The organism is Micromonospora sp. NPDC005252 (genome assembly GCF_042872475.1).
Lineage (GTDB): Bacteria > Actinomycetota > Actinomycetes > Mycobacteriales > Micromonosporaceae > Micromonospora.
On record NZ_JBIAKN010000004.1, the window covers coordinates 200,030 to 223,114 of the forward strand.

Here is a 23,085-nt window from a genome sequence, read left to right on the forward strand (position 1 = left end):
GCGATGCGGGTACGCGGCTGGGTGACCCGGGGGCGGCACGTCCGCGCGGCGGCGACGCTGGCGGCTCTCGTCACCGGCGCGGTGCCGCTGGCCGCGGTGCAGTCGCCGGGCCCGGCGGCCGCCGGCGCGGCGTCGGCGGGGGCGCCCGTGTGCCAGGTCCGCGACGACCGGCTTACCGAGATTTCCGGGATGGTCGCCACCGACGACGGGTACGTGGTGGTCAACGACGGCGCCGACGACGAGGCCCGCCTCCGGATCTTCTTCCTGGACCGGCGCTGCGCGGTGGCGCGGACGGTCAGCTACCCCTCCCGTCCCCGGGACACCGAGGACCTGGCCCTCGGCCGGGACGGCACCATCTGGGTCGCCGACACCGGTGACAACGACCGCAACCGCGAGACGATCGCGCTGTGGCGGCTCGCGCCGGGGGCGGACCGGCCGGTGCTGTACCGGATGAGGTACCCGGACAATCCGCACGACGCCGAGGCGCTGCTGCTCGACGCGGCCGGCCAGCCGCTGATTATCACGAAGGGCGGCAGCGGCACCGTCGTGGTGTACTCGCCGGCCACCGCGCTGAAGCCGGGGGTCACCACACCGCTGGCCTCGGTCGGCCGGGTGGTCCTTCCGTCCAGCACCACCAGCAACCCGTTCTCGTTCCTCGGGCGGGGCGTCGTCACCGGGGCGGCGAACGCGCCGGACGGCCGCCGGGTGGTGCTGCGGAGCTACGCCGACGCGTTCGAGTACGACGTGGTCGGCGGTGACGTGGTCGGCGCGCTGACCGGTGGCACCCCACGGGTCACGCCGCTGCCCGACGAGCCGCAGGGCGAGTCGATCACCTACAGCCGCGACGGCCGGTCCCTGCTCACCGTCTCCGAGTCCGCCGACCAACCGGCCGGCAGCCGCCCGACGATCCTGCGGTATCCGGCCGCGACGGCGACGGCCGCCGCCCCGCACCCGGCGGAGTCCACCACGGCGGCCCCGCCGTCGCCCCCGCCGGCCCGCCCGGCGGCACAGGCGGCCGGCATCGGGGGCGGTCGGACCTGGCCGCTGGCCGCCGGCGCCGGGACGCTACTGGCACTCGTCGCCGCGGCCGGGGTGCTGTGGCGGCGGCACACCGACCGACGCTGACCGACGACGGCGGGCCGGGCGCGCGGCACGGTGTGCGGGCGGGCACCGCGTCGCGAGCCGGGGGACCGGCGCGCTGCGGCAGGATGGGTGGATGTCCGTGCTGTCCGAGCTGCGCCACCCGATCGTCGCCGCGCCGATGGCCGGCGGCCCGTCCACCCCGGCCCTCGTGTCGGCCGTCTCCGCCGTCGGCGGGCTGGGCTTCCTGGCCGCCGGCATGATCGACACCGCGCGGCTGGTCGCCGACATCGCCGAGGTGCGCGCGCGTACCGACCGGCCGTTCGGGGTCAACGTCTTCCTGCCCGGCGACGACACGGTCGACGAGGCCGCCATCCGGGCGTACGCGCAGCGGCTCGCCCCGCACGCCGACCGCCTCGGAGTGCGGTTGGGTGAGCCGGTGGGCGGCGACGACGCGTACCCGGAGAAGCTGGCCGCGCTTCTCGCGGACCCGGTCCCGGTGGTGTCCTTCGCGTTCGGGCTGCCCGACCGCGCCGTGGTGGCCGCCCTGCGGGAGCGCGGCACCGAGGTGTGGGCCACCGTCACCCGCCCGGCCGCCGCCACGGCCGCCGCCGAGCTGGGCGTGGACGCCGTCGTGGTGCAGGGCACCGAGGCCGGTGGGCACCGGGGCGGGATCCCGGACGACGACGACTACGCGCTGTTGCCGCTGCTCCGGCTGGCCGCCGCCGAATGCGACCGGCCGTTGGTGGCCGCCGGTGGCATCGCCGACGGCCCCGCCCTGGCGGCGGCGCTGGCCGCCGGGGCGCAGGCCGCCCAGCTCGGCACCATGTTCCTGCGCTGCCCGGAGGCGGGCAGCTCACCCCTGCACCGGGCGGCGGTGGCCAGCGCCGCGCCGACGGCGTTGACCCGGGCCTACACCGGCAAGCGGGCCCGCGGCGTGGTCAACGACTTCCTGCGTACGCACGACGCGGTCGCGCCGGCCGGCTACCCGCAGGTGCTGCACCTGACCCGTCCGCTGCTCGCCGCCGCCCGGCGCGACGGCGACGCCTCGGTGGTGAATCTGTGGGCCGGGCAGGCGCACCCCCTCGCCCGGGACGTACCGGCGGCCGAACTGGTCGTCGAGGTCAGCGCCGCCGCCCGGGCCGCGCTGACGGCGGCGGCACAGCGGGCGACCCGCTGGGGCTGACCAGGCGACCTGTCGTCGATCCGGGCGGGCGGAACGGCCCGGACGCCCAACCCGTTAGAGTCTCGCCGTGATCGAGATCGGCGCGCACGTCGACCTGTCCCACTCACCCGACCGGGTCTGGCTCGCACTGACCGATCGGGAGCTGTTGGGCCGCTGGTTCGCCGAGGCGGACACGGTGGAGGGGGTGCCGGACCGGCTGGTGCTGCACACGGCCGGCCTGCCCGGCTTCGACGCCGACGTCGAGGTCGAGGTGACCGAGCGGCGGGTGCCGGAGCTGCTGGTGTTGCGCTGCGACGAGGCAGGTCGGCTCACCGAGCTGACCTGCGCCGTCACCGCCACCAAGCAGGGCAGCCGGTTGACCGTGCGGGAGGTCCCGACGCACGGCTCCTGGTCGGAGGAGCACCACGAGCCACGCGAACAGCAGCTCCGGCAGGCGTTGACCGTGCGCCTGCCGGCCATCCTCGACTGGCTCGCGTTCCAGCAGGTCGATCTGCGGCGTGGCGTGGCGGGGATGACGACCGAGCTGCCGGTGCTCGGCGCGTCCGGCCCCGCGCCGGCCCGGGGTCGGCGCCGTGCGGCGGTCGCCGGGCTGACCGGGGTCGTGCTGGTGGCGGGGCTGGTGGCGTGGCTGACGCTGCCGGGCGAGCCGGAGCACTCCGCCGCGCCGACGCCGACCGCGACGTCGACGACGACGCCGCCGAGCATGGCGGCGGCGGCGCCGACCGCGCAGCCGAAGGCGACACCGTCGGCGCGAGCGTCGCGCAGCGTCACGCCGACCACCGCCCGTCCGAGCCGCACCCCGTCGGCGACACCGTCGCGTACGCCGACGGCGGCGGGGCCGCCGCCCCCACCGCCGCTGGTGGCGCACTACGACACCGACTCGAGCCGGCTGTTCGGCTACACCGGGGAGGTGGTGGTCGACAACCCGGGCCCCGCGCCCGCGGAGCAGTGGGTCGTGGTGGTGACCCTCGCCGACGGCAGCAGCGTCGACGACGTCGAGGGAGCGGACTGGCGTCAGGACGGGCAGGCCATCACCTTCAGCGGCTTGGCCGTGCCCGCCGGCGGGTCGCGGACGATCCGGTTCGACGTCCGCGACAGTCGGCCTAAGGCAAGGCAGCCGGAGGGCTGCACAGTGGGCGGCAACCCGTGCGCGGGGCTCTGACTAGGCTCCTCGGCATGGCACTGCTGCACCGGGCGACGCTGCGCCCCACCAAGCTCGAACTGCTGACGACCTGGCTGCCCGGCCGACCCTGGTGGCAGGGGCCGGCCGGCGTCGACGTGGTGAGTCGGGGGGCGTACCGCTTCGACGACCCGGCCGGCGAGGTCGGCATCGAGACCATGCTGGTCGCCGCCGCCGACGGGCCGGTCCACCAGGTCCCGCTCACCTACCGCGCCGCGCCCCTCGACGACGCCGACGAGTGGCTGGTCGGCACGACCGACCACTCGGCGCTCGGCCGCCGGTGGGTGTACGACGGCTGCGCCGACCCGGTCTACGCGGCGGCGCTGACCCACGCCATCCTGGCCGGCGCCGGTCAGGCGGAGCAGTACTTCGAGGTCGACGGCCGGCGCGAGGTGCGACCGCCGACGATGGCGATCGACGTCAGCGGCGACGGCGGGGCCGTGCCGGCGATCGGCGCCGTCCAGCAGGTCGTCGACGAGGACGACACGGTCATCGTCACCGACGCGGTGGAGCTGGTCGTGGTCCGCCGGCCGGCCGCCGGGGCGGTCGGGGCCCGGGGCGCCACCCTGAGCGGCGCCTGGGACGGGCAGCCGACGACCGTGCCGCTGGCGTACGCCCGGAGGCGGTGACGGCGGTGGGCGGCCCGATCGGTCGGGCCGCCCACCGCGTTCACCACTGGGCCGGAGGCGGTGGCGGTGCCACCGGCGGTCGGTCGTCGCAGGTGATGGTGTTGGGCAGCAGCCACGGGGCGAGCCAGCCGCCGTCGTTGCCGCCCAGGTCGGTCAGGGTGAACTCTGAGCCGGCCGGGGTGAAGTGGAACGACCCGCAGTTGTTCACGCCGACCGCTCCCACGTTGCGGGCGTCCACGTTGGCGAACGAGGCCGACCCGGCCGAGCGGGCGCTGAGCACCGAGGTGCCGGTGCCGTCGACCCGGATGTCGCGGAAGCGCACGTTCGTGATCGAGTAGAGGTCCTTCACCGGCCAGTCGCTGACCAGCATGATCGCGTTGTAGGTGCTGTCCAGGTACGCGTCGCCGGTCACCTCGACGTTCGCGTCGATGCTGCGGTCCAGCGCGAACATCCAGATGGCGCCGAGCCCGATGTTCCAGTTCAGCTCGTAGGTGCCGGCGCGGGCGGTGGTATTGGCGGTGAACCGCAGGTACCCGGCGAACGGCTCCGCGCCGAAGCGGGCGCCGGCGTGCAGCCCGCTGCCCTCGCGGACCGGGTCGGCGACGAGGTTGTGGGAGACGGTGGTGTCGGTGCCGCCGTAGATGGCGATGCCGTTGGCGAGCGTCGGTGACTGCACGGTGTTGTGGTCGAACGTGTTGCGGGCGTTGGCCGTCTTCTCCGACCACATCGCCAGGCCGTCGTCACCCGTGTTGCGGACGAAGGTGTGCGCGACGAGGGAGTCGGTCACGCCGGTGTGGAAGTTGAGCGCGTCGGCGATCTGGTCGACGACGATGGTGTTGGTGACGCGGACGTTGCGCATCGGGCCGTCGAACCACAGGCCCGCCTTCGTGTGCCGCAGGTGCAGCCCGTCGACTGTGGAGTCGCTCAGCGCCCCGCCGATCGCGTTGACCTGGTCGGTGTCGATGCGCTCGCGTACGTCGCCCTCGATGGCGAAGCCGGAGAGGTGGACGTTGCGGCTGCCACCGTCGGCGGCGTCGCGACCGTAAAAGCCGACGCCGGTGTGCACCGAGCCGTCCGGCGCGGGCGTCGACAGCGCGACCTCGCGTCCCTTGAAGACCGTGTACCAGTTGCCGGCGCCCTCGATGGTCACGTCGTCGACGATGATGTGCCGGTTGACCTGGTACGTCCCCGGCGGAACGTAGACCTTCAGGTGGGTGCGCCGGGCGAAGGCGATGGCCTTGTCCAGAGCGTCGGCGGAGTCCCGGCGGCCGGTGGGGTCGGCGCCGAACGCCAGCACGTTCGCGGCGAGCAGCCGTACGCGCGGCGGTGCGACCAGTTCGGAGTCGAGCAGGTCGATGACCGTCCACGCGGCGGCGCTGCCGGCCGGCGCGGTGAGCCGGACCGTGTCACCGGCCCGGTAGGTGCGCCCGAGCAGTAGCCGCTGCTCGTCGTAGAAGTGGGTGGGCCGAAACGGCGTGCTGATGCTCGGGTACGGCGTGGTGGCCGACGGCACGCACTGGCACTCGGTGATCCACCAGTCCGGGTGCAGCAGCCCGGCCTGCGGGTCGTTGGTGAACGGGTACTGGTTGTAGAGCCACGAGTACTGCGAGGTCAGCGTCATGGTGCGGACGTGCTTGCCGTTGACGGCCACCCGCAGCGGCGCGGTGATCCCGCCGCCGGAGGGCGCGTCCGGGATGCTGTACCGCACGGTGATCCCGTTGGTCGTGCTGGGCAGGACGAACTCGACGTACTCGCCGGGGGTGAGCCGGACGGCCCGGCGGCCGGACGCCTCGGCGGGCAGCGTGTAGGCGGACCGGTCGGGGCCGATGACCTCGCCGTTGGTCCGGGCGTTCTCGGCCTCCTGTTCGACGAAGTCGACGTCGGCGCCGCGCCCGGCGACCAGCGTCGGATCGAGCGCCGCCCGGGTGACCACCGGCTGTGCGCCGGGTGAACCGGGTGGGCCGGCGGCGGCCACGGTGGGCCCGGCGACCAGCACGGCGAGGCCGGTCGCGAGCGCGACGGCGGTGGCGACCGGGCGGCCCGGGCGTCCCCGTGCCGGCAGGATGCTGCGAAACATCGGTGACCCTCCTGGTGGGGTGGTGGTGGAGGTCCGCCCGGCGTTCCCCCGGACGCCCGACATTGATCGTCATGATGCAGCACTGAACATCGCACTGCAAGACGACAATCGAAGATTGAAAAGAGGCGACTATTGGGCCGCAAGAAATGGACGGTCGGTGAGTTGAGGTGTCGCGCGTCGCGTGCGCCCCGGCCAGCCCGCCGGGCGTAGGCTGAGGCGCGTGGATCAAGAAGACCGGATCGCCCTTTTCCTCGACTACGAGAACCTGGCGTTGGGGGCCCGCGACCACCGTGGCGGCGCGGACTTCGACTTCCGGCCGATCGCCGACGCGCTGGCCGAGCGAGGGCGGGTCGTGGTGCGCCGGGCGTACGCCGACTGGTCGTACTTCGACGAGGACCGCCGCATGCTCACCCGTAGCCACGTCGAGCTCATCGAGATCCCGCAGCGCATGGGCGCGTCCCGCAAGAACGCCGCCGACATCAAGATGGCCGTCGACGCGATCGAGCTGGCGTTCGAGCGCGACTACATCTCCACCTTCGTCATCTGCAGCGGCGACAGCGACTTCACCCCCCTGGTTCACAAGCTCCGCGAGCTGAACAAGCGGGTCATCGGTGTCGGGGTCGAGGGGTCCACGTCGGCGCTGCTGCCCCCGGCGTGCGACGAGTTCCTCTACTACGACCGGCTGGAGGGTGTGGACATCCCGCCCACCCGCAGCCGGCGCGGTCGCCCGGCCCGGCAGCCCGGCCCCGACCAGCGCCCGCCCGAGCCGGAGCAGCAGCGCGAGCAGGAACACGAGCAGGAGGCCGAGGGTCGGCCGGTGGGTGAGGAGCCCGGCCGGGACGTGGACGCCCTCGCCGTGCAGGTGGCCCAGACGGTGGCCGGGTTGCAGGGCAGCGCGAGCGGCGAGGTGACCGCCTCCCGGCTCAAGCGCACCCTGCTGCGTAAGGACCCGACGTTCAGCGAGTCCGACTACGGCTTTCGTACCTTCGGTGAGCTGCTGCGCCATCTCGCCGAGCACAACGTGATCGACCTGGGCGAGGGGCCCGCGAAGGGCGACCCCGAGGTCTCCCTGCCCGAGCACGGCGACCGGGAGGTCGCCTTCGGCCTGCTCCGGGGCGTGGTGGGCGACCTCGGCAGCGCCGGCAACCCGGTGGCGCTCTCCGGCCTGAAGAACCAGCTGCGCCGGGCCCGCCCCGACTTCAGCGAGAAGAAGCTCGGCTACCGCAGCTTCCTGCAGTTCTGCAAGGCCGCCGCCACCAGCGGCGCCGTCGACCTACGGTGGAGCCCGGAGGCGGACGACTACCTGCTCACCGCTCAGGGGTGAGCGACCGCCTCCGGTAGGCCCTGCCGGCCGCCCCGTCATGACTCGGAGTCCCGTTCGACCCGGCCGTGCGGGTGGCGTTCCCGCCACCGTGCACTCCGGGTGGCATCCAGATCACCGCAGAGGGTGGATTTCCCCTCTGGGCAGGACACGTTGGCCAACACCCTGGCCGGCGTGTTCAGCGGTATGTGACGCCGGCCTGATTGATCGCTCAGGACGGGGAGAAATCGCCGATGCGGTCCCTCCCCGTCGCCCGCACAGGTGGAACTGTGTCTGAGTTGCGGCTATTACGGCGGTATATGCTCACCTGCGCCGTACCCCCAGCACGAAAATTGCTATACGGTCGGCGAATGAAGGTGGAGGAACACTGGTGGAACGGTGACACGACCCCGCGCGGGCGCCGGGACGTGTATATCCGTACTGACGGGCAAGGTTGGGAGGTCCGCGCCCAGATCGGTGGGGCGTCGGGTCGTGAGCGGGTGCAGCAGTGCCCCAGCCGGGCCTCGGCGGCCATCCTCGCCGACGCCTGGCGCGGCACTCACCCATCCTGGCGCGAGCTGAAGCAGCGCTGATCCGGCACCGGGCCGGGCCGGCAACGCTCCTGGGCTCCCGCCCGGTGCGCTCCCCGGCCCGCCCGGTGCTCGACTCACCCCCGACCGTCAGCGCGTTCCCCGGCAGCTGTCGACGATGTGGTTCGGCTCGTGGGTCACTGCTTCTGGAACATGACCGAGGCGACGTCTGCCACGAATGCCGAGGCCCAATCGAGCTGGGGGCAGTTGTCGCGGCCCCTGCACTCCAGGCACCCACCTGCTCGCGCCGCGCGTCATCCGGAGTCCTCGATCACCTGCTGGTGAGCAGTTCGGGGAGGCTTTCCTGGAACTGGTGAGCATCACGTGATCAAGGCGCCACCGCGCAGCGGAACCTCGGATACCGCACCATCGCCGAACTGGAGTGCCCGGTGGCCGGGTCCGGCGGGTGCTTTCCGTGTTCCCCGGGGCAGGCCGGGTACACGGGGGCGGTCCGCGTCCGATGGAGGTCGCCCATGTCGCAGGGTCCCGATGAGGAGAACCCCAGGCTCGACGAGGAGGTCCGGGAGGCCGAGCGCCGGCTCGCCGACCTCGTCGACTCGACGGAGGACGCGCTGACCGACGACGACGCCCGCGTGCCGGACGACGCCCTCTCTGAGCAGGAGCCGGAGTAGGGCCTGTCCGGCAGACAAAACCGGACAGGCCCGTGGTCCGGGACGGGCTCAGCGCTTGAATGTGAAGGTGAAGTCGCCGGAGAGCTTGCCGCTCAGGCGAACCGTCGAAACGATCTTCCCCTCCTCGCTCAGCCTGTCGACCTCGGCCCGGGAAAGACCGAAGCCCTCGGCGATCAGTCGCGCGGGCCGGACCGGGATGCGCGCCGCGAAGCGGACCGAGACGTCGACCATCTCGCGGTCCAGGTGCGCCGATCCGTTGGTGTCGAGACGCCAGGCGCCGTCCCAGTCCAGGACGAATCGATTGCGGCCCTGCACGGCCGGATCCTGAAGCAGTTCGGCGATCAGGCGACGGTCGTTGTCGTGCAGCCGGTCGAGCAGCTCAGGTCGGATGGTGCGGACTGTCGTCCGCTCCAGGACCGTGAGCTTCACCGTGTCCCCGCACCCGGTGCAGAGCGCGAGGAGCCAGATGTCGATCAGCTTCTGGTTGGCGTTGACGCGGAATTTGCCGCTCGGCCGGAGGTGCGCGGACGCGCACGCGTGGCAACGGCGGCGAACGATGGGCAGGCAGGTGGGCACGACGGCCCATTGAGAGAGCACAGAAGTACACCGTTTCCAGTGAGAAGTCCGCAGCAAGAAGGAGCGCGGCGCACAGGCGCGACGCGCGAATCAGCGCTCGGGAGGTCTCACAGGGTGTACAACGGCACGTCCTCGCCTCGACGACAGGTTGAGGCAGGACGCTAGCGGCGCAAGCGCCGCCACTCCACTGGTTTTCGCGTACCTCTGAGGGCTCGGCCGTCTCAGGCGGCCGGGACCGGCAGCACCACGCCCTCAGCCGCCGATCGGTGCGCCAGCTCGATCAGCTCGACCGTGGCGACCGAGTCGCGCGGGTCCACCGGCATCGGCGTGCCGTCGCGCAACGCCGCCGCCACCTGGGCGTAGAAGCTCTGGTACGCCCCGGGCACGGTCGGCGTCGGGCGCAGGTCACCGTCGACGCCGAGCAGGCCGTACCGCTCCGGCGGGACCTCGCCCCAGCCGGGCTGGTCCGGTCGGCCGCCGTCGTGCAGCGCGGCTTCCTGCACGTCCAGCCCGTAGGTGGTGTAGCCGGCCCGGTCGCCCAGCACCCGCAGCCGCGGCCCGAGCTGAGCGGTGATCGCCCCCATCCACAGGTGCGAGTGCACGCCGTTGGCGTGGGTCAGCGCCACGAACGCGTCGTCGTCGACCTCGGCGCCCGCGCGGCGGCGGTCGACCTCGGCGTAGACCCGCTCGACCGTGCCGAAGAGCTGCACGGCCTGGTCGATGAGGTGCGCGCCCAGGTCGAACAGCGCGCCACCGGCCTCCTCCGGGCCGGCGAGCTCCCGCCAGCCCGGCTTGATCGCCGGACGGAACCGCTCGAACCGGGACTCGAAGCGCAGCACCCGCCCCAGCTCGCCCCGCTCCACGAGCCCGCGGACGGTCAGGAAGTCGCCGTCCCAGCGGCGGTTCTGGAACACCGTCAGCGGCACTCGGAGACGGTCGGCCTCCTCGACCAGCGCCCGGGCGTCGGCGGCGGTGGGGGCCAGGGGCTTGTCGACGACGACCGGCAGGCCGGCCGCGAGGGCCGCCCGCGCCATCGGCACGTGCTGCCGGTTCGGCGTCGCGACCACGACCAGGTCCAGAGCTTCCGGCGTACGCCACAGCTCGTCGGCGTCGTCGACCAGGCGGGCGTCCGGGAAGTGCTGGTGCGCCTGCTCGCGCCGTTGCGGATCGCGCGTCACGATGGCGTCCAGCCGCAGCCCGGGTGTCGCGGCGATCAGCGGTGCGTGGAACACCCGGCCCGCCAACCCGTATCCCAGCAGACCGACCCGCAGCGCCTCCGCCATGCCGTACTCCCATCTCCTGGCCCGCGCCCTGGACCGGCGGCGGTGCCGGTGCTCGAATCTACGCCGCGCCCGGTCGGGCCCGATCGGGGCCCGGCGCTGGTCAGCCCACCGGGTCGGCGCGCAGATAGGTGAGCACGGCGAGCACCCGGCGGTTGGTGTCGTCGCTGGGTGGCAGGTCCAGCTTCAGCAGGATGTTGCCGACGTGCTTGCCGACGGCGGCCTCGGTGACGTGCAGCCGGGCGGCGATCGAGGCGTTGGAGCGCCCCTCGGCGAGCAGCGCCAGCACCTCCCGTTCCCGGGCGGACAGCGCGGCGAGCGGGTCGCGGGGGCGGTGCAGCAGCTGCCGGACCACGTCCGGGTCGATGGCCGTGCCGCCGCCGGCGACCCGGCGCAGCGTGTCGACGAACTCGGTGACCTCGGCGACCCGGTCCTTGAGCAGGTAGCCCACCCGTTGGCCGTCGCCGCTGTCCAGCAGCGCCGCCGCGTACCCGGTCTGCACGTACTGGCTGAGCACCACGACCGGGAGGTGGGGTCGCTCGCCGCGCAGCGCGACGGCCGCGCGCAGCCCGTCGTCGCGGCGGCCCGGCGGCATCCGGATGTCGGTCAACACCAGGTCCGGTTGGTGTTCACGGACCGCCGTCAGCAGCTCGGGCGCGGAGCCGACAGCCGCGCAGACCGCGAAGTCGAAGCGGGTCAGCAGCGCGACCAGGCCCTCGCGCAGCAGCACCTCGTCCTCGGCGAGCACCACCCGGGTCACCGACGACATGGCAGCTCCACCCGGACCACTGTAGGGCCGCCGGACGGGCTGGACAGCAGCAGCCGGCCGCCCACGGCGGCCACCCGGTCGGCGAGCCCGGTCAGGCCGGTGCCCCGGGCCGGGTCGGCGCCGCCGTGGCCGTCGTCGGTCACCTCGACGACGAGGTCCGCGCCGGCCCGGGTGAGGCGTACGTCGGCGCGGGTCGCGCGGGCGTGCCGGGCCACGTTGCCCAGCGCCTCGGAGACCACGAAGTAGGCGGTGGTCTCCACGATCTCCGGCAGCTCACCGGGCAGGTCGGCGTGCACGGTGACCGGGATGGTGGCGGCATCGGCCAGCTCGCGTACCGCGCCGGCCAGGCCGAGGTCGGTGAGGCTCTGCGGGCGGATGCCGTGCACCAACTGCCGCAGCATCACCATCAGACCTCGGGCCTGGTCGTGCGCCACGGCGAGAGGCCGGGCGGCGGGGGATTCCTCGGGTACGTCCAGCCGGGCCAGCCCCAGCTGAAGGCTGAGGCTGGTCAGCCGGGGCTGCGCGCCGTCGTGCAGGTCCCGCTCGATCCGGCGCCGTTCCGCCTCGTACGCGCCGACCAGCCGGGTGCGGGAGCGGGTGACCTCGCGCAGCGCCGCCGCGTCCACCGGGTGGGCCAGCAGCCAGCGGGCCACCGCCGCCTGAACGGCGGCGAGCAGACCGACGGCGTAGCAGAGCACCGGGATCAGCAGCACCCCCACGATCGCGTACGGGACGGCCTCGCCGGTGCTGTCGATCGGCTGCCAGATCACCACCGGCTGGTTGGCGTCGCCGGCCAGCCAGGGGCTGGAGATCATCCCGAGGTCGAGCAGCACCAGCACCAGGAACACCCAGTACGCGACCGGCACGAACCCGCCCAGCCAGAACAGGTATGCCACCTCCCGCCAGGTCGCGGGGCTGCGGTAGCGGGCGGCCAGGCCCGGCCACGGCGACGAGGGCAGCGGACGGTTGTCGACGAGCCGGACCCGCCACCGCTCGACGGCGGCGACCGCGAAGCTCAGGATCGGGGCCAACGCCACCAGGATGACGCTGCCGGAAATCAGGAACAGCATCAGCGCGATGCTCGGCGGTCGGCCCTGCCGCCGGAGCGCGTTGACGGCGGGCAGCATGGGTCCGCCGATGACGAGCAGGCCGACGCCGAGCACCCCGGCGATCGGCACGGTGGTCACCAGGTAGGCCAGCGCGCGCCAGGGCCAGGCGGAGAGCAGCCAGCGGCGCTGGCGCAGCGCCCCGGCCAGGTGCGAAGGGTGTTCCGGAGTCATGCAGCAGACGCTAATCGGGAGCGACCGGGTGCCCCAGCCGTCCAGATCCACTCTTCGGGTATGCCCAGCACTACCGCCGTAGCGGGTGTGCGGGGTCCGGAAACGGGAAGAACGCGCCATCACGCGATCCGTGTGACCTGTGGCGGCGGCGGCTGGAGAGACATTGGGTGCCAGAACCTTCGTGGTGGTCGGCGGTACCAGCGGGCTGGGCCTCGCGGTGGCCCGGCTGCTGGTCGACGAGCACCGCGTCGTGGTGTTCGGCAACGTACCGGCCGAGGTAGCCGCGACGACCGACGAGCTGGGGTGCGACGGCGCGGTCTGCGACGTCTCCTCCTACGAGCAGGTCCGGGACGCGTTCGCCGAGGTGGTGGGGCGCTACGGCACCGTCGACGGGGTCGCGGCCTGCGCGTCGATGTGGGCGGGCGGCGACCTCGGTGACCTGCCCGTGGAGCACATCCGGCGGGCCGTGGAGATCAACGTCCTGGGTACGACGTACCTGCTGCGGGAGGCGCTGGAGCATCTGCACCGGCAGGGCTACGGGAACGTGGTGTACATCGGCGCGATGGCGCTGGCGGCGCCCCGGCCCGGCATCCCGGTCTACCGGGCGACCAAGAGCTACGGCAGCAGCCTCGTCGAGTCACTGGCCCAGGCCCAACACAGCAACCGAATCAAGGTGATGGAGCTGGATCCCGGGCCGATGCCGACCCGCTTGCAGGAACGCGTCGGCGCGGAGTTCCTCGACGAGGTGTACGCCCTGCCCGAGCAGGTCGCCGCCGAGGTCGTCCGGCTGTTGCTGCTGCAACCCGACGACCTCTACGTCTCCGGCGAGCGCGTGCTGCGCGCGGACGGGCGGTGGTGACGGCGGCAGCCGGACCGGGGGATCGTCCGGCCTCCGCGTGGGCGCCCCTGCGCGGCGCCGTCTACCGCAATCTCTGGCTGGCCCTGCTCGCCGCCAACATCGGCACCTGGATGCAGACCGTCGGCGCGCAGTGGCTGCTGATCCACCACTCCAACGCCTCCACGCTTGTCGCGTTGGTGCAGACCGCCAGCCTGCTGCCGGTGCTGCTGCTGGCGCTGCCCGCCGGGGTGCTGGCCGACAGCTTCGACCGTCGGCGCCTGCTGATCGCCGTCCAGCTGTTCCTGGTGGCGGTGGCGGTGGCGTTGACCCTGCTCACCCTGACCGACCGGATGCCGCCGGCCCTGCTGCTCACCCTCACCTTCGCGTTCGGGGTCGGGCAGGCGCTCACCCTGCCGGCCTGGGCGGCGGTGATTCCGGAGCTGGTGCCGCAGGAGCAACTGCGGTCGGCGTCCGCGCTCGGCTCGATAAGCGTGAACGTGGCGCGGGCGGTCGGGCCCGCGGTGGCCGGCGTGCTGATCGCCCGGGCCGGCGTCGCCCCGGTCTTCGGGCTCAACGCGGTGGCGTTCGCCATCTTCGCGGCCGCGCTGTGGCGCTGGCGGCCGGGAAGCGCCCGCGCCGTCGAGGTGCCCGAGCGGTTCACCGCCGCGCTACGGGCGGGCAGCCGCTACGTACGCCACTCGCCGATCGTGCGCCGGCTGCTGCGCCGCGCGTTGGTCTTCGTGATCCCGGCCAGCGCGCTGTGGGCGCTGCTGCCGCTGGTGGCGGCCCGGCGGCTCGGGCTGGGCTCCGGCGGGTACGGGCTGCTGCTGGCCGCCCTCGGGGTGGGCGCCATCGCGGGCGGGGTGCTGCTGGCCGTGATCCGCGCCCGGCTGTCGGCCAACCAGCTCCTGCTGATCGCCGGCGCGCTGTTCACCATCGCGCTGGCGGTCCTCGGCACCGTACGGGTGGTGCCGCTGGTGCTCCTCGCCCTGTTGCCGGCCGGGATGGCCTGGGTGACGGTGCTGGCCAACGTCAACGCCGAGATACAGCTCTTTTTGCCGAGCTGGGTACGGGCCCGGGGGCTGGCCGTCTACCAGGTGTGTTTCGCCGGCGGGCAGGCCGTCGGCGCCCTCGTGTGGGGTCTGGTGGCCGACGTGGGCGGGCTGGTCCTCGCCTACCTCGCGGCGGCGGCGTTGATGTTCGTCGGGACCGTGACGAGCCGGATCTGGCCGCTTCCGGACCTGCGCTCGGTGAACCGCGAACCGTCGGCCTACTGGCCGCAACTGCACCTCGCGCACGAGCCGGACCCGGGCGTGGGACCGGTGCTGGTGACGGTGCAGTACACCGTCCGGCCGGAGCGGACGGGACCGTTCCTCGCGGCCATGGACGTGGTGCGCGGCGCCCGGCAGCGCACCGGCGCGATGCGTTGGGGGCTGTTCCGGCCGGCCGAGACGACGGACCGGTTCATCGAGGTGTACCTGGTGCCGTCCTGGGGCGAGCACCTGCGCCAGCACGGTGGCCGGTTGACGGGTGAGGACCGCGAGGCCGAGGCGCGGGCCCGGGAGCTGACCGACGGCGAGCCGGAGGTGCGCCACCTCGTGCCGGCCGCCGCCGGGCCGGCGCTGACCGACGACCGCGAAGGACTCTGATCTCCGTACGCCCCATCTCGTGGGCGAATTCTGCCCGCGTCATGTGCAGGACGTGACCCCCGTGCTGCGCCACATCGAGGACGGCGAGCTGGATCCCACCCGGGTGAAGCCGTGACGGGTCGGTGCCGGCGCGGTGGCAGAACGGCCTCGCCGGCACCGCCTCGCGGTCGACGTACGTCGTACGACCGCGTTGTTAGGATGGCCGCACCATGGCGAGTGAGCGCAAGGCGACCGCGGATCCGGCCCGCAGCCTGGCCATTCTCTGGCGCACCCGGGAACCGACCAGCCGCAGCGCCGGGCCGGGCCTCAGCGTCGACCGGATCGTCCGGGCCGCGATCGACATCGCCGACGCCGAGGGCCTGGACGCGTTGACCATGCGCCGGGTCGGTGAGGCGTTGGGTGTCGGCACCATGTCCGTCTACACCTACGTGCCGGGCAAGGCCGAACTCGTCGACGTCATGATCGACACCGCGTACGGCGAGATGCCGCGTTCCGCCGTCGAGGGCGACTGGCGGGCCCGGTTGGAGCGGATCGCCCACGACAACCTGGCGCTCTACCAGCGCCACCCGTGGATGCTGCGGGCCGAGACGACCCGTCCGGTGCTCGGCCCGCACCTGGTGGCCAAGTACGACCACGAACTCGGCGCGGTCGCCGACATCGGGCTCACCGACGTCGAGATGGACGCGGTGCTCACCCTCGTCCTCGGGCACGTGAAGAGTTCCGCGCGCGCCGCGTCCGAGGTGGTCGACCTGGAGCGGGAGACCGGCATGACCGACGGCCAGTGGTGGCAGTCGCACGCGCCCTGGCTGGAGACGTTCCTGACGGCCGACAGCTATCCCACCGCGTCCCGGGTCGGCACGGCGGCCGGCCAGCAGCACGGCGGGGCGTACGGCCCGGAGTACGCCTTCGAGTTCGGCCTGCAACGCGTCCTCGACGGCATCTCCGTGGTGGTCGCCGAGCGGGCGGCCAACCGGTAGCCCCGACTTCTGGTGCTATCCGTGCGCCTCCGGCGCTGAGGCGGCGGCCCCGAGCCGAGCGAGGGAGCGGGCGGACGGGCTGCCCGGCTCGGCGTGGTAGACGACCAGCGACTGTGTGGTGCCGCTGATCGTGAACTTCTCGTAGCGCAGCTCCAACTCGCCGACCTGCGGATGGTGAAACACCCGGCGCCCGCCCCCGGCGCGGACGGTGACGTCGTGCCGCGCCCACAACCGCCGGAACAGCTCGCTGCCGGTCGTCAACTCCGCAACCAGCTCGGTGAGCCGTGGATCGTCCACCTCGACCCCCACCTGCGCGCGCAGGCCGGCCACCGCGCTGGCGGCGACCGCCTCCGGCGCCGGATAGAGCGCCGGCACGCTCGGGCCCAGGAAGACCGCACGCAGCAGGTTCACCCCGACCCGGTAGATCGGTGCCAGCGCGGTCGCCATCGGGTTGGCGAAGAGCACGTCCAGGTGCCGGCCGTGCACGAAGGCGGGCGTCCCCGCCCACGAACCCACCAACTGTCGGATGCCCACCGACACCCGCTCCGGGCGCCGTGCCGGGCGGCCAGGAAAACCGGTAACCCGGATATCGCCCGCCGGCCGAGTGACAGTGGGTCACGTAAGCGTGATCGAGAGATGGGACAGAGATGACCGAGCGAATCACGACGCCATTCGGTTTCGCCTCGACCGCCGACGAGGTGCTCGCCGGAGTCGACCTGACCGGTAAGCGGGCCGTCATCACCGGCGGCGCCGCCGGGATCGGCGTCGAGACCGCCCGCTCGCTGGCCGCCGCCGGCGCCGAGGTGGTGCTCGCGGTGCGTCGGGTCGGTGCGGGCGAGCAGGCCGCGGCCGACATCGCGACCAGCATCGGCGCGGACCGGGTCACGGCCCGCGAGCTGGACGTGGCCAACCAGGATTCGGTACGCCGATTCGTCGCCGGCTGGGACGAGCCACTGCACATCCTGGTCAACAACGCGGGGATCATGGCGCTGCCGGAGCTGGAGCGCACCGCCGAGGGCTGGGAGATGCAGTTCGCCACCAACTTCATGGGGCACTACGCGCTGACCGTCGGCCTGCACGACGCCCTCGCCACGGCCGGTGGCGCCCGGGTCGTGTCGGTGAGCTCCAGCGGCAACCTCTTCTCCCCGGTGGTCTTCGACGACCTGCACTTCGCGTTCCGGCCGTACGACCCCCTGCTGGCGTACGGGCAGTCCAAGAGCGCCGAGGCCCTGCTCGCCGTCGAGGCCGACCGCCGCTGGTCCGGCGAGAACATCCACGCCAACGCGTTGAACCCCGGCGCCATCGCGACCGGGCTGCAGAAGCACACCGGCGGGCTGCGTACCCCGAAGGAGCGGCAGAAGACCCCGCAGCAGGGCGCCGCCACCTCGGTGCTGCTCGCCGCGTCCCCGCTGCTCGACGGCGTGGGTGGCCGCTACTTCGAGGACTGCGCCGAGGCCCCGGTCCGGACCGAGCGGCCCGCCGACTACAGCGGCGTGGCGGCGTACGCGGTCGACGCGGGCAACGCCGAGCGGCTCTGGGAGGTGGCGGCGGACCTCGTCGCCGCCGGTGGCGCCGCCCGCTGACCTCGACGGCCCGGCCCCGGCGGAACCCACCCGGCCGGCCGTCACCGGGGGGAGCGCCGGCCGCCACCGGTGCGCGGACACCACCCGGGCGAGTCCGACCCCGAGTTCCGGGCGGCGGTACGCGACCTCATCGCCCGGCTGCGCTCACCGGACGGCGGATGAGCCGGCGGTGGCCGGTCACTGGTCCTCGGGCAGCTGCTCGGACTCCGCGACCACCGCGCGGATCTTGCGTAGGGTGGCGTCCGGGGCGTGCACCGCGGCACGCCACCGGTCGAGCGTGCGGGTTAGCACCCGGACGTGAAACTGCAACTGGTTGACCTGCTCGCGCAGCAGCCCCAGCTCCGATCGCGCGCTCACCGCCTGGCCCTCCAACTCGGTGATCCGTAGCTGCAGCGGCTGCACGAGCGTCAGGGCGGCCTCCGTCAGCGTGTCGGCGGCGTCGGCCTTGAACTTGCCCCGCTGCGACACGACCGTGGCGATGGCGGCCAGACCTGTCGTCCCGCCGAGGATGCCGAGCAGGCTGAGCAGCACCTGAACCCAGTGCGGCGCTTCGGGTGTCGGTGCAGAGATCACGTGACACCTCCCACGACGCGTCGGTGAGTCGCGCACTGGTGGCCGTAGGCGGCCAGACAGCGGAGGTCGACGGCGATCAGGGCGGCCCGCCAGAAGGCGCCCAGTGGCACGGCGCTGATCAACGACGCCGCGACGAGGCCCTGCGAACCGGTCACCGCCACCGCGTACATGCCGATGATGGTGCCGAGCACCAGCACGGACGCGAGCTCGATGCCGAGGCTGGTGGAGAGCCGACCAGGCCACAGGATGCCGAGCAGACCGCCCACGCCGACCACGATCAGCGCGACCTCCCAGCCGAGCTGGACGGGTTCCGGCATGGACAGCTGGACCGACGGTGCTTGAACGTCGAGCACGAGCAGGAGGAACCCACAGATGGGCGTCGTCACCAGGGCGGCGACCTCGAACGGCTGGCTCTTGGCCCGGGAGCGGGGATGTCCCACGGTGACTCCTTGGTCGAGACCGGAACCGTTGGCCCGCCACCGGCCACTGTCGTGTCAGGTCGCACGCGCGATCCGGTTCGCGGGTGGCGATGCTTGTGGACGGTCGATGGTCGAGGCGGTCAGCGACTCGCCGTCGTTGGCTGCCGGTAACTGTCTGTGTAGCATCGGTGACCGGCTCTCGTCCACCTGGTGTAAGGTAGCCCGTTCGCAGGTCAGAGCTGGTTTGCGGGGCGTGTGCGCGGCCTACGCGCGAGGGATCGCCGGCACGGCGGCACCCCTCGCGATCAGTGACGAATAGTGTCGGATATCTTACTTTCAGCGGGTGTCTTCGTCCGACCCGCGTATCAGCGCAGGAGCAGGTCCCGCAGCGCCCGGACCACCACGGTCGGCGCCTCCTCCGCCATGAAGTGGCCGCAGGTGACCGTCTGGTGCTCCAGGTCCGGGGCCCAGGCCCGCCACACCCCCGCCGCGTCGTAGCCGAGCGCCGCGCCCCAGTCCTGCGCAAGCACGGTCACCGGCATCCGCAGCAGGTTGCCGGCCGCCCGGTCGGCCGCGTCGTGGACGACGTCGATGCCGGCCGACGCCCGGTAGTCGGCGACGATCGAGGTGACCGCGTTGCGGGACGCCCGCAGGTACGTGGCACGTACCTCGGCCGGCAGCGCGTCCGGGTCGCGGGTCCAGACGTCGAGGAAATGGTTGAAGAACGCGTCCGGGCTGGCGCTGATCAGTTCCTCGGGCAGGCCCGGCGGCTGCGCCATGAGGTACAGGTGGAAGGCGACCGCGGCGCTGGCGCCGTGCAGCACGTCCCACATGTCCAGGGTGGGCAGCACGTCGAGCAGGGCGAGCCGGCTGATCGCCGCCGGGTGGTCGAGGCCGGCGCGGAACGCGACCAGGGCACCCCGGTCGTGCCCGGCCAGGGCGAAGCGCCCATGGCCGAGCGCGCCGGCCAGCGCCACGACGTCGGCGGCCATGGTCCGCTTGGCGTACGCCGTGCCGTCGCTGTCCAGGGGCTTGTCGCTGTCGCCGTAGCCACGCAGGTCGGGGCAGATGACCGTGTGGTCGGCGGCCAGGTCGGCCGCCACGTGCCGCCACATGAGGTGGGTCTGCGGGAAACCGTGCAACAGCACGACCGGTGGTCCGGAACCACCCACGGCGGCGGTGAGCGTCACGCCGTCGGCGACGGTGACGCGCTGGTAGTCGAATCCGTTGATCCTCGGCTGCACGGAAACCTTCCTGGTGAGCGGGGTCGGCGGGCGGGGCGCCCGTCGCCGCCGTACGTCATCGAGGCTGCCCGGTGGTGATCAGCAGACGGTCAGCGCCGGATCAGTGCGGGCCGGCACGGCCGCCTAGATTGGTGCCATGACCAGGCAACCGACGCCGCCGGTGGGGGTGACGTTCGGCGTACTCGGGCCGGTGACCGCCACCGCCGCGGGCGGCCCGGTCCCGCTGCGGGGACACCGGCAGCGCCTGGTGCTCGCCCGGTTGCTGATCGCCCACGGCCGGGTGGTGCCGGTGGAACGCCTCGTCGACGACCTGTGGGAGGTCCCGCCGGACGGCGCGGTGGGCGCGATCCGCACCTTCGTCGCCGACCTGCGCCGGGCGTTGGAGCCCGACCGGCCGCCCCGGCAGCCACCCCGCCTCCTGGTCACCGAAACCCCGGGGTACGCGCTGCGGGCCGCCCCGGACACGGTGGACGCCGACCGCTTCGAGGCGGCCGTCGGCGAGGCGGGACGGCTGCTGGGCGGGGAACTGCCCGCGCCGGCCCTGACCGCGCTGGACGCGGCGCTCGGGCTGTGGCGGGGTCCCGCGTACGCGGACTGCGCGGGCGCCCTCTGGGCCGTCGCGGAGATCAACCGGTTGAACGAGCTGCGGATGCTCGCCGTCGAGCGGCGCGCCGAGGCGCTGCTCGCGCTGGGTCGTCCGGACGAGGCCGCCGCCGACCTGCCCGCCCACCTCGCCAGTCATCCGCTGCGGGAGGACGCCTGGCGGTTGCTCGCGCTGGCCCGGTACCGCGCCGGCCGGCAGGGCGAGGCGCTGGCCGCGCTGCGCGAGGCCCGCGACGTCCTGGTGGCTGAGCTGGGTCTGGACCCGGGGCCCGAGCTGCGCCGGCTGGAGGGCGACATCCTGGCCCAGGCGCCGCACCTGACCCAGGCCCCCGCCGTGGCCGTGGCAGACCGTGCCGGACCCGTTCGGGACGGTGGGTCCGCAGCGGCGCCGCAGCGACAGTTCGTCGGGCGGGACGCGGAGCTGGAGCGGCTGCGGCACGCGGGCCAGGTCGCCGCCCGGTCCGGCCGGCCCACGCTCGCCCTGCTCAGTGGGGAGCCGGGCGCCGGCAAGACCGCCCTGGCCGAGGCGCTGACCCGGCAGCTCGCCACCGAGGGCTGGACCACTGCCTGGGGCCGCAGTCCCGAGTACGAGGGCGCCCCGGCCGCCTGGCCGTGGACCCAGATCACCGACACGCTCACCGAGCCGTCCGGGTCGGGCGGGCCGGCGGGACCGAGCGAGCTGTCGGGGTCGGGCGAGCCGCTGGACGGCGGTGGGACGGCCGGGACCGGTGGCGCGGGCGACCCCGCCGTGGCCCGGTTCCGTCGGCACCGCGCGGTGGCGTCGTTGGTCTCCGCCGTCGCCGACCGGGGGCCCCTCCTGCTGGTCCTGGACGACCTGCACCGCGCCGACGGCGACACGCTGGATCTGCTCACCGCCCTGCTCGCCGGGCCGCAGCAGGCCACCGGGCCGGTGCTGGTCCTGGGCACCTACCGGGCCACCGAGATCAACCCGGAGCTGACCGCCGCCCTGGCCCGCGCCGCCGGGCTCGAACCGGTGCGCGTATACCTCGGCGGCCTGTCTCCCGAGGCGACCGGCGAGCTGGCCCGCGCCCTCGTCGGAGGGGACCTGGACCCGCCCACCGTCGGGCTGATCCATCACCGCAGCGGCGGCAACCCGTTCTTCGTCCGGGAGCTGGCCCAGTTGTACGCCGGTGCGGGCGGCGCGGCGCTGGCGGCGGTGCCGCCCGGGGTGCGTGATGTCATCCGGCACCGCCTCGCCCAGTTGCCCGCACCGACCCGTACCGTGCTGCGGCAGGCGGCGATGCTCGGCCGGGACGTCGACCCCGCGGTGCTCGGCGCGCTGACCGGCGACCCGGCGGCGCTGCTGGACGCCGTGGATCGCGCGTTGCAGGCCGGGTTCCTGACCGAGCGGGAGCCCGACGGGCGACTGCGGTTCACCCACATCCTGGTCCGCGACACGCTCTACGCGGACCTGTCCGCGGCGCGTCGCGCGGCCTGGCACGCCGCCGTCGCCGAGGCGTTGCGGCGGCGCCAGCCCGTCGACCCCGCCACGCTCGCCCACCACCTGCTGCGTGCCGGCGGCCCGGCAGCCGCCCACCAGGCCGCGGGCTACGCCCGTACCGCCGCCGAACAGGCCGAACGCGCCGGCAACCCGCACGAGGCGGCCCGGCTGTGGGCGCAGGTCATCGACGCGTACGACCGGGCCGGGGGGACCGAGCGGCGCGAGCGGTTGAGCGCGGTGCTGGGTCTGGGGCGGGGGCTGGCGGTGACGGGCCGGGTGGCCGAGGCACGGACGTACCGCGCCGAGGCGATCGCCGACGCCGAGGCGGTCGGTGACCCCCGGCTGACGGCGGAGGTGCTGGCCGGTTTCGACGTGCCCGCCATCTGGACCCGCAACGACGACGACAGGCTCTCCGCGCGGATCGTCGGCGCCGCCGAAAACGCCCTGACCGGCCTCGGCCCGACCGGCTCGGCGCAGCGCAGCCGGCTGCTGAGCACGCTCGCGCTGGAGCTGCGCGGCACCACCGGTGACCGTGGCCGCCGGGCCGCCGCCGAGGCCGAGCGGATCGCCCGGACCGTCGCCGACCCCGGGTTGCTGGCCTTCGCGCTGAATGCGCGTTTCATGCACGCCTTCCACCGCGTCGGGCTGGCCGCCGAGCGGGCCCGGATCGGCGCGGAGCTGATCGACCTGGCCACTGCGCGCCAATTGGTGACCTTCGAGGTGCTGGGTCACCTCATCCTGGTCCAGTCGGGCTGCGCGCGAGCCGACCGGGCCGGCGCGGACGAGCACGCCCGTGCCGCCGACCGCCGCGCCCAGCGGTACGAGTTGCCGCTGGTCGGGGTCTTCACCGGCTGGTACGCCGCGCTGCGCCGGGCGTTGGGCGGCGACCGGGAGGCGGCGGCGACCGCGTACCGGGCGGCCGCCGAACGGCTCCCCGGCGACGCCATGCCGGGTCTGGCCCACGGACTGCTGCCCCTCGCCCTGCTCGGCCTGCGCCTGGCCGAGGCCGTCAGCGCCGATTCGCTGGCGCACGCGCCGACAGGTGCGCGCCGAACGGGCTACGACCAGCCGGTCTCCGGGTCGGCCGGTTAGCGGCCGATCCCCGGGCCGGACGACGAGGACTGGGCGGGCCTGGACTGGGGGCCGCACGAGCCGTGG

Annotated in this window: 21 protein-coding genes; 12 read left to right on the forward strand and 9 right to left on the reverse strand. The window is 73.8% G+C overall.

Translation table 11 applies throughout. The features are described from left to right. Positions 1 to 3: 3 nt before the first annotated feature. The 4 genes from ACFYPH_RS13925 (at position 4) to ACFYPH_RS13940 (ending at position 4,075) form a co-directional block, all read left to right on the forward strand. Complete coding sequence (locus tag ACFYPH_RS13925) at positions 4 to 1,125, forward strand: hypothetical protein (protein WP_387181734.1); 1,122 nt, start codon at positions 4 to 6, stop codon at positions 1,123 to 1,125. Between the two features lie 91 nt (positions 1,126 to 1,216). After that, positions 1,217 to 2,266, forward strand: coding sequence for a nitronate monooxygenase (locus ACFYPH_RS13930; RefSeq protein WP_387181737.1), 1,050 nt, complete (start codon positions 1,217 to 1,219; stop codon positions 2,264 to 2,266). Between the two features lie 67 nt (positions 2,267 to 2,333). After that, positions 2,334 to 3,428: an SRPBCC domain-containing protein gene (locus ACFYPH_RS13935; protein ID WP_387181740.1), complete on the forward strand. Its 1,095-nt coding sequence runs from the start codon at positions 2,334 to 2,336 to the stop codon at positions 3,426 to 3,428. A gap of 14 nt (positions 3,429 to 3,442) precedes the next feature. Continuing rightward, on the forward strand, positions 3,443 to 4,075 hold the full coding sequence (locus tag ACFYPH_RS13940) for a hypothetical protein (protein ID WP_387181742.1): 633 nt from the start codon (positions 3,443 to 3,445) through the stop codon (positions 4,073 to 4,075). Between the two features lie 40 nt (positions 4,076 to 4,115). Here ACFYPH_RS13940 and ACFYPH_RS13945 read toward each other — a convergent pair whose 3' ends face one another. Continuing rightward, entirely contained in the window at positions 4,116 to 6,152 is a 2,037-nt protein-coding gene (locus ACFYPH_RS13945) for a glycosyl hydrolase family 28-related protein (protein ID WP_387181745.1), read from the reverse strand. Positions 6,153 to 6,372: 220 nt separating this feature from the next. Between ACFYPH_RS13945 and ACFYPH_RS13950 the strand changes: the two genes are divergently transcribed. The 3 genes from ACFYPH_RS13950 to ACFYPH_RS13960 all read left to right on the forward strand — a co-directional run bounded on the left by ACFYPH_RS13950 (position 6,373) and on the right by ACFYPH_RS13960 (position 8,674). After that, positions 6,373 to 7,476 (forward strand): NYN domain-containing protein, encoded by a 1,104-nt coding sequence (locus tag ACFYPH_RS13950; RefSeq protein ID WP_354855061.1) that lies wholly within the window; start codon positions 6,373 to 6,375, stop codon positions 7,474 to 7,476. 347 nt (positions 7,477 to 7,823) lie between these two features. Then, positions 7,824 to 8,045 carry a hypothetical protein gene (locus ACFYPH_RS13955; RefSeq protein WP_030335934.1) on the forward strand — a complete coding sequence of 74 codons (222 nt, stop codon included), beginning with the start codon at positions 7,824 to 7,826 and terminating at the stop codon, positions 8,043 to 8,045. 470 nt (positions 8,046 to 8,515) lie between these two features. Beyond that, positions 8,516 to 8,674 carry a hypothetical protein gene (locus ACFYPH_RS13960; RefSeq protein WP_354855062.1) on the forward strand — a complete coding sequence of 53 codons (159 nt, stop codon included), beginning with the start codon at positions 8,516 to 8,518 and terminating at the stop codon, positions 8,672 to 8,674. 48 nt (positions 8,675 to 8,722) lie between these two features. Here ACFYPH_RS13960 and ACFYPH_RS13965 read toward each other — a convergent pair whose 3' ends face one another. The 4 genes from ACFYPH_RS13965 to ACFYPH_RS13980 all read right to left on the reverse strand — a co-directional run bounded on the left by ACFYPH_RS13965 (position 8,723) and on the right by ACFYPH_RS13980 (position 12,579). Beyond that, on the reverse strand, positions 8,723 to 9,271 hold the full coding sequence (locus ACFYPH_RS13965; protein WP_355068120.1) for a DUF1062 domain-containing protein: 549 nt from the start codon (positions 9,269 to 9,271) through the stop codon (positions 8,723 to 8,725). Between the two features lie 200 nt (positions 9,272 to 9,471). Then, positions 9,472 to 10,533 (reverse strand): Gfo/Idh/MocA family oxidoreductase, encoded by a 1,062-nt coding sequence (locus tag ACFYPH_RS13970; protein WP_355068121.1) that lies wholly within the window; start codon positions 10,531 to 10,533, stop codon positions 9,472 to 9,474. A 100-nt stretch (positions 10,534 to 10,633) separates the two neighbouring features. Next, positions 10,634 to 11,299 (reverse strand): response regulator transcription factor, encoded by a 666-nt coding sequence (locus ACFYPH_RS13975; RefSeq protein ID WP_354855065.1) that lies wholly within the window; start codon positions 11,297 to 11,299, stop codon positions 10,634 to 10,636. Continuing rightward, a complete protein-coding gene (locus ACFYPH_RS13980; protein ID WP_355068123.1) occupies positions 11,287 to 12,579 on the reverse strand; it encodes a sensor domain-containing protein in 1,293 nt (430 codons plus the stop codon). The genes ACFYPH_RS13975 and ACFYPH_RS13980 overlap by 13 nt, the downstream gene beginning before the upstream one ends. Before the next feature lie 163 nt (positions 12,580 to 12,742). On the opposite strand from ACFYPH_RS13980, the gene ACFYPH_RS13985 reads away from it, so the two are divergent. The 3 genes from ACFYPH_RS13985 (at position 12,743) to ACFYPH_RS13995 (ending at position 16,043) form a co-directional block, all read left to right on the forward strand. Next, positions 12,743 to 13,438 carry an SDR family oxidoreductase gene (locus ACFYPH_RS13985; protein WP_354855067.1) on the forward strand — a complete coding sequence of 232 codons (696 nt, stop codon included), beginning with the start codon at positions 12,743 to 12,745 and terminating at the stop codon, positions 13,436 to 13,438. Then, on the forward strand, positions 13,432 to 15,066 hold the full coding sequence (locus ACFYPH_RS13990; protein WP_354855068.1) for an MFS transporter: 1,635 nt from the start codon (positions 13,432 to 13,434) through the stop codon (positions 15,064 to 15,066). Before ACFYPH_RS13985 ends, ACFYPH_RS13990 begins: the two co-directional genes overlap by 7 nt. A 209-nt stretch (positions 15,067 to 15,275) precedes the next feature. Then, complete coding sequence (locus ACFYPH_RS13995; protein ID WP_355068125.1) at positions 15,276 to 16,043, forward strand: TetR/AcrR family transcriptional regulator; 768 nt, start codon at positions 15,276 to 15,278, stop codon at positions 16,041 to 16,043. 15 nt (positions 16,044 to 16,058) lie between these two features. Here the strand turns inward: ACFYPH_RS13995 and ACFYPH_RS14000 are convergent, their stop codons facing one another. Then, positions 16,059 to 16,577: a hypothetical protein gene (locus ACFYPH_RS14000; RefSeq protein ID WP_387181753.1), complete on the reverse strand. Its 519-nt coding sequence runs from the start codon at positions 16,575 to 16,577 to the stop codon at positions 16,059 to 16,061. A 113-nt stretch (positions 16,578 to 16,690) separates the two neighbouring features. Here ACFYPH_RS14000 and ACFYPH_RS14005 point away from each other — a divergent pair, with 113 nt between their 5' ends. Continuing rightward, positions 16,691 to 17,626: an SDR family NAD(P)-dependent oxidoreductase gene (locus tag ACFYPH_RS14005; RefSeq protein WP_387181756.1), complete on the forward strand. Its 936-nt coding sequence runs from the start codon at positions 16,691 to 16,693 to the stop codon at positions 17,624 to 17,626. Between the two features lie 177 nt (positions 17,627 to 17,803). On the opposite strand, the gene ACFYPH_RS14010 is transcribed toward ACFYPH_RS14005, so the two are convergent. The 3 genes from ACFYPH_RS14010 to ACFYPH_RS14020 all read right to left on the reverse strand — a co-directional run bounded on the left by ACFYPH_RS14010 (position 17,804) and on the right by ACFYPH_RS14020 (position 19,862). Beyond that, a complete protein-coding gene (locus ACFYPH_RS14010; protein ID WP_355068131.1) occupies positions 17,804 to 18,199 on the reverse strand; it encodes a hypothetical protein in 396 nt (131 codons plus the stop codon). Beyond that, positions 18,196 to 18,639, reverse strand: a complete 444-nt coding sequence (locus ACFYPH_RS14015) for a hypothetical protein (protein WP_387181759.1) — start codon at positions 18,637 to 18,639, stop codon at positions 18,196 to 18,198. Before ACFYPH_RS14015 ends, ACFYPH_RS14010 begins: the two co-directional genes overlap by 4 nt. Before the next feature lie 344 nt (positions 18,640 to 18,983). After that, complete coding sequence (locus tag ACFYPH_RS14020; protein ID WP_354855074.1) at positions 18,984 to 19,862, reverse strand: alpha/beta hydrolase; 879 nt, start codon at positions 19,860 to 19,862, stop codon at positions 18,984 to 18,986. 136 nt (positions 19,863 to 19,998) lie between these two features. On the opposite strand from ACFYPH_RS14020, the gene ACFYPH_RS14025 reads away from it, so the two are divergent. After that, positions 19,999 to 23,019 carry a BTAD domain-containing putative transcriptional regulator gene (locus tag ACFYPH_RS14025; RefSeq protein ID WP_387181763.1) on the forward strand — a complete coding sequence of 1,007 codons (3,021 nt, stop codon included), beginning with the start codon at positions 19,999 to 20,001 and terminating at the stop codon, positions 23,017 to 23,019. Positions 23,020 to 23,085 lie beyond the last annotated feature (66 nt).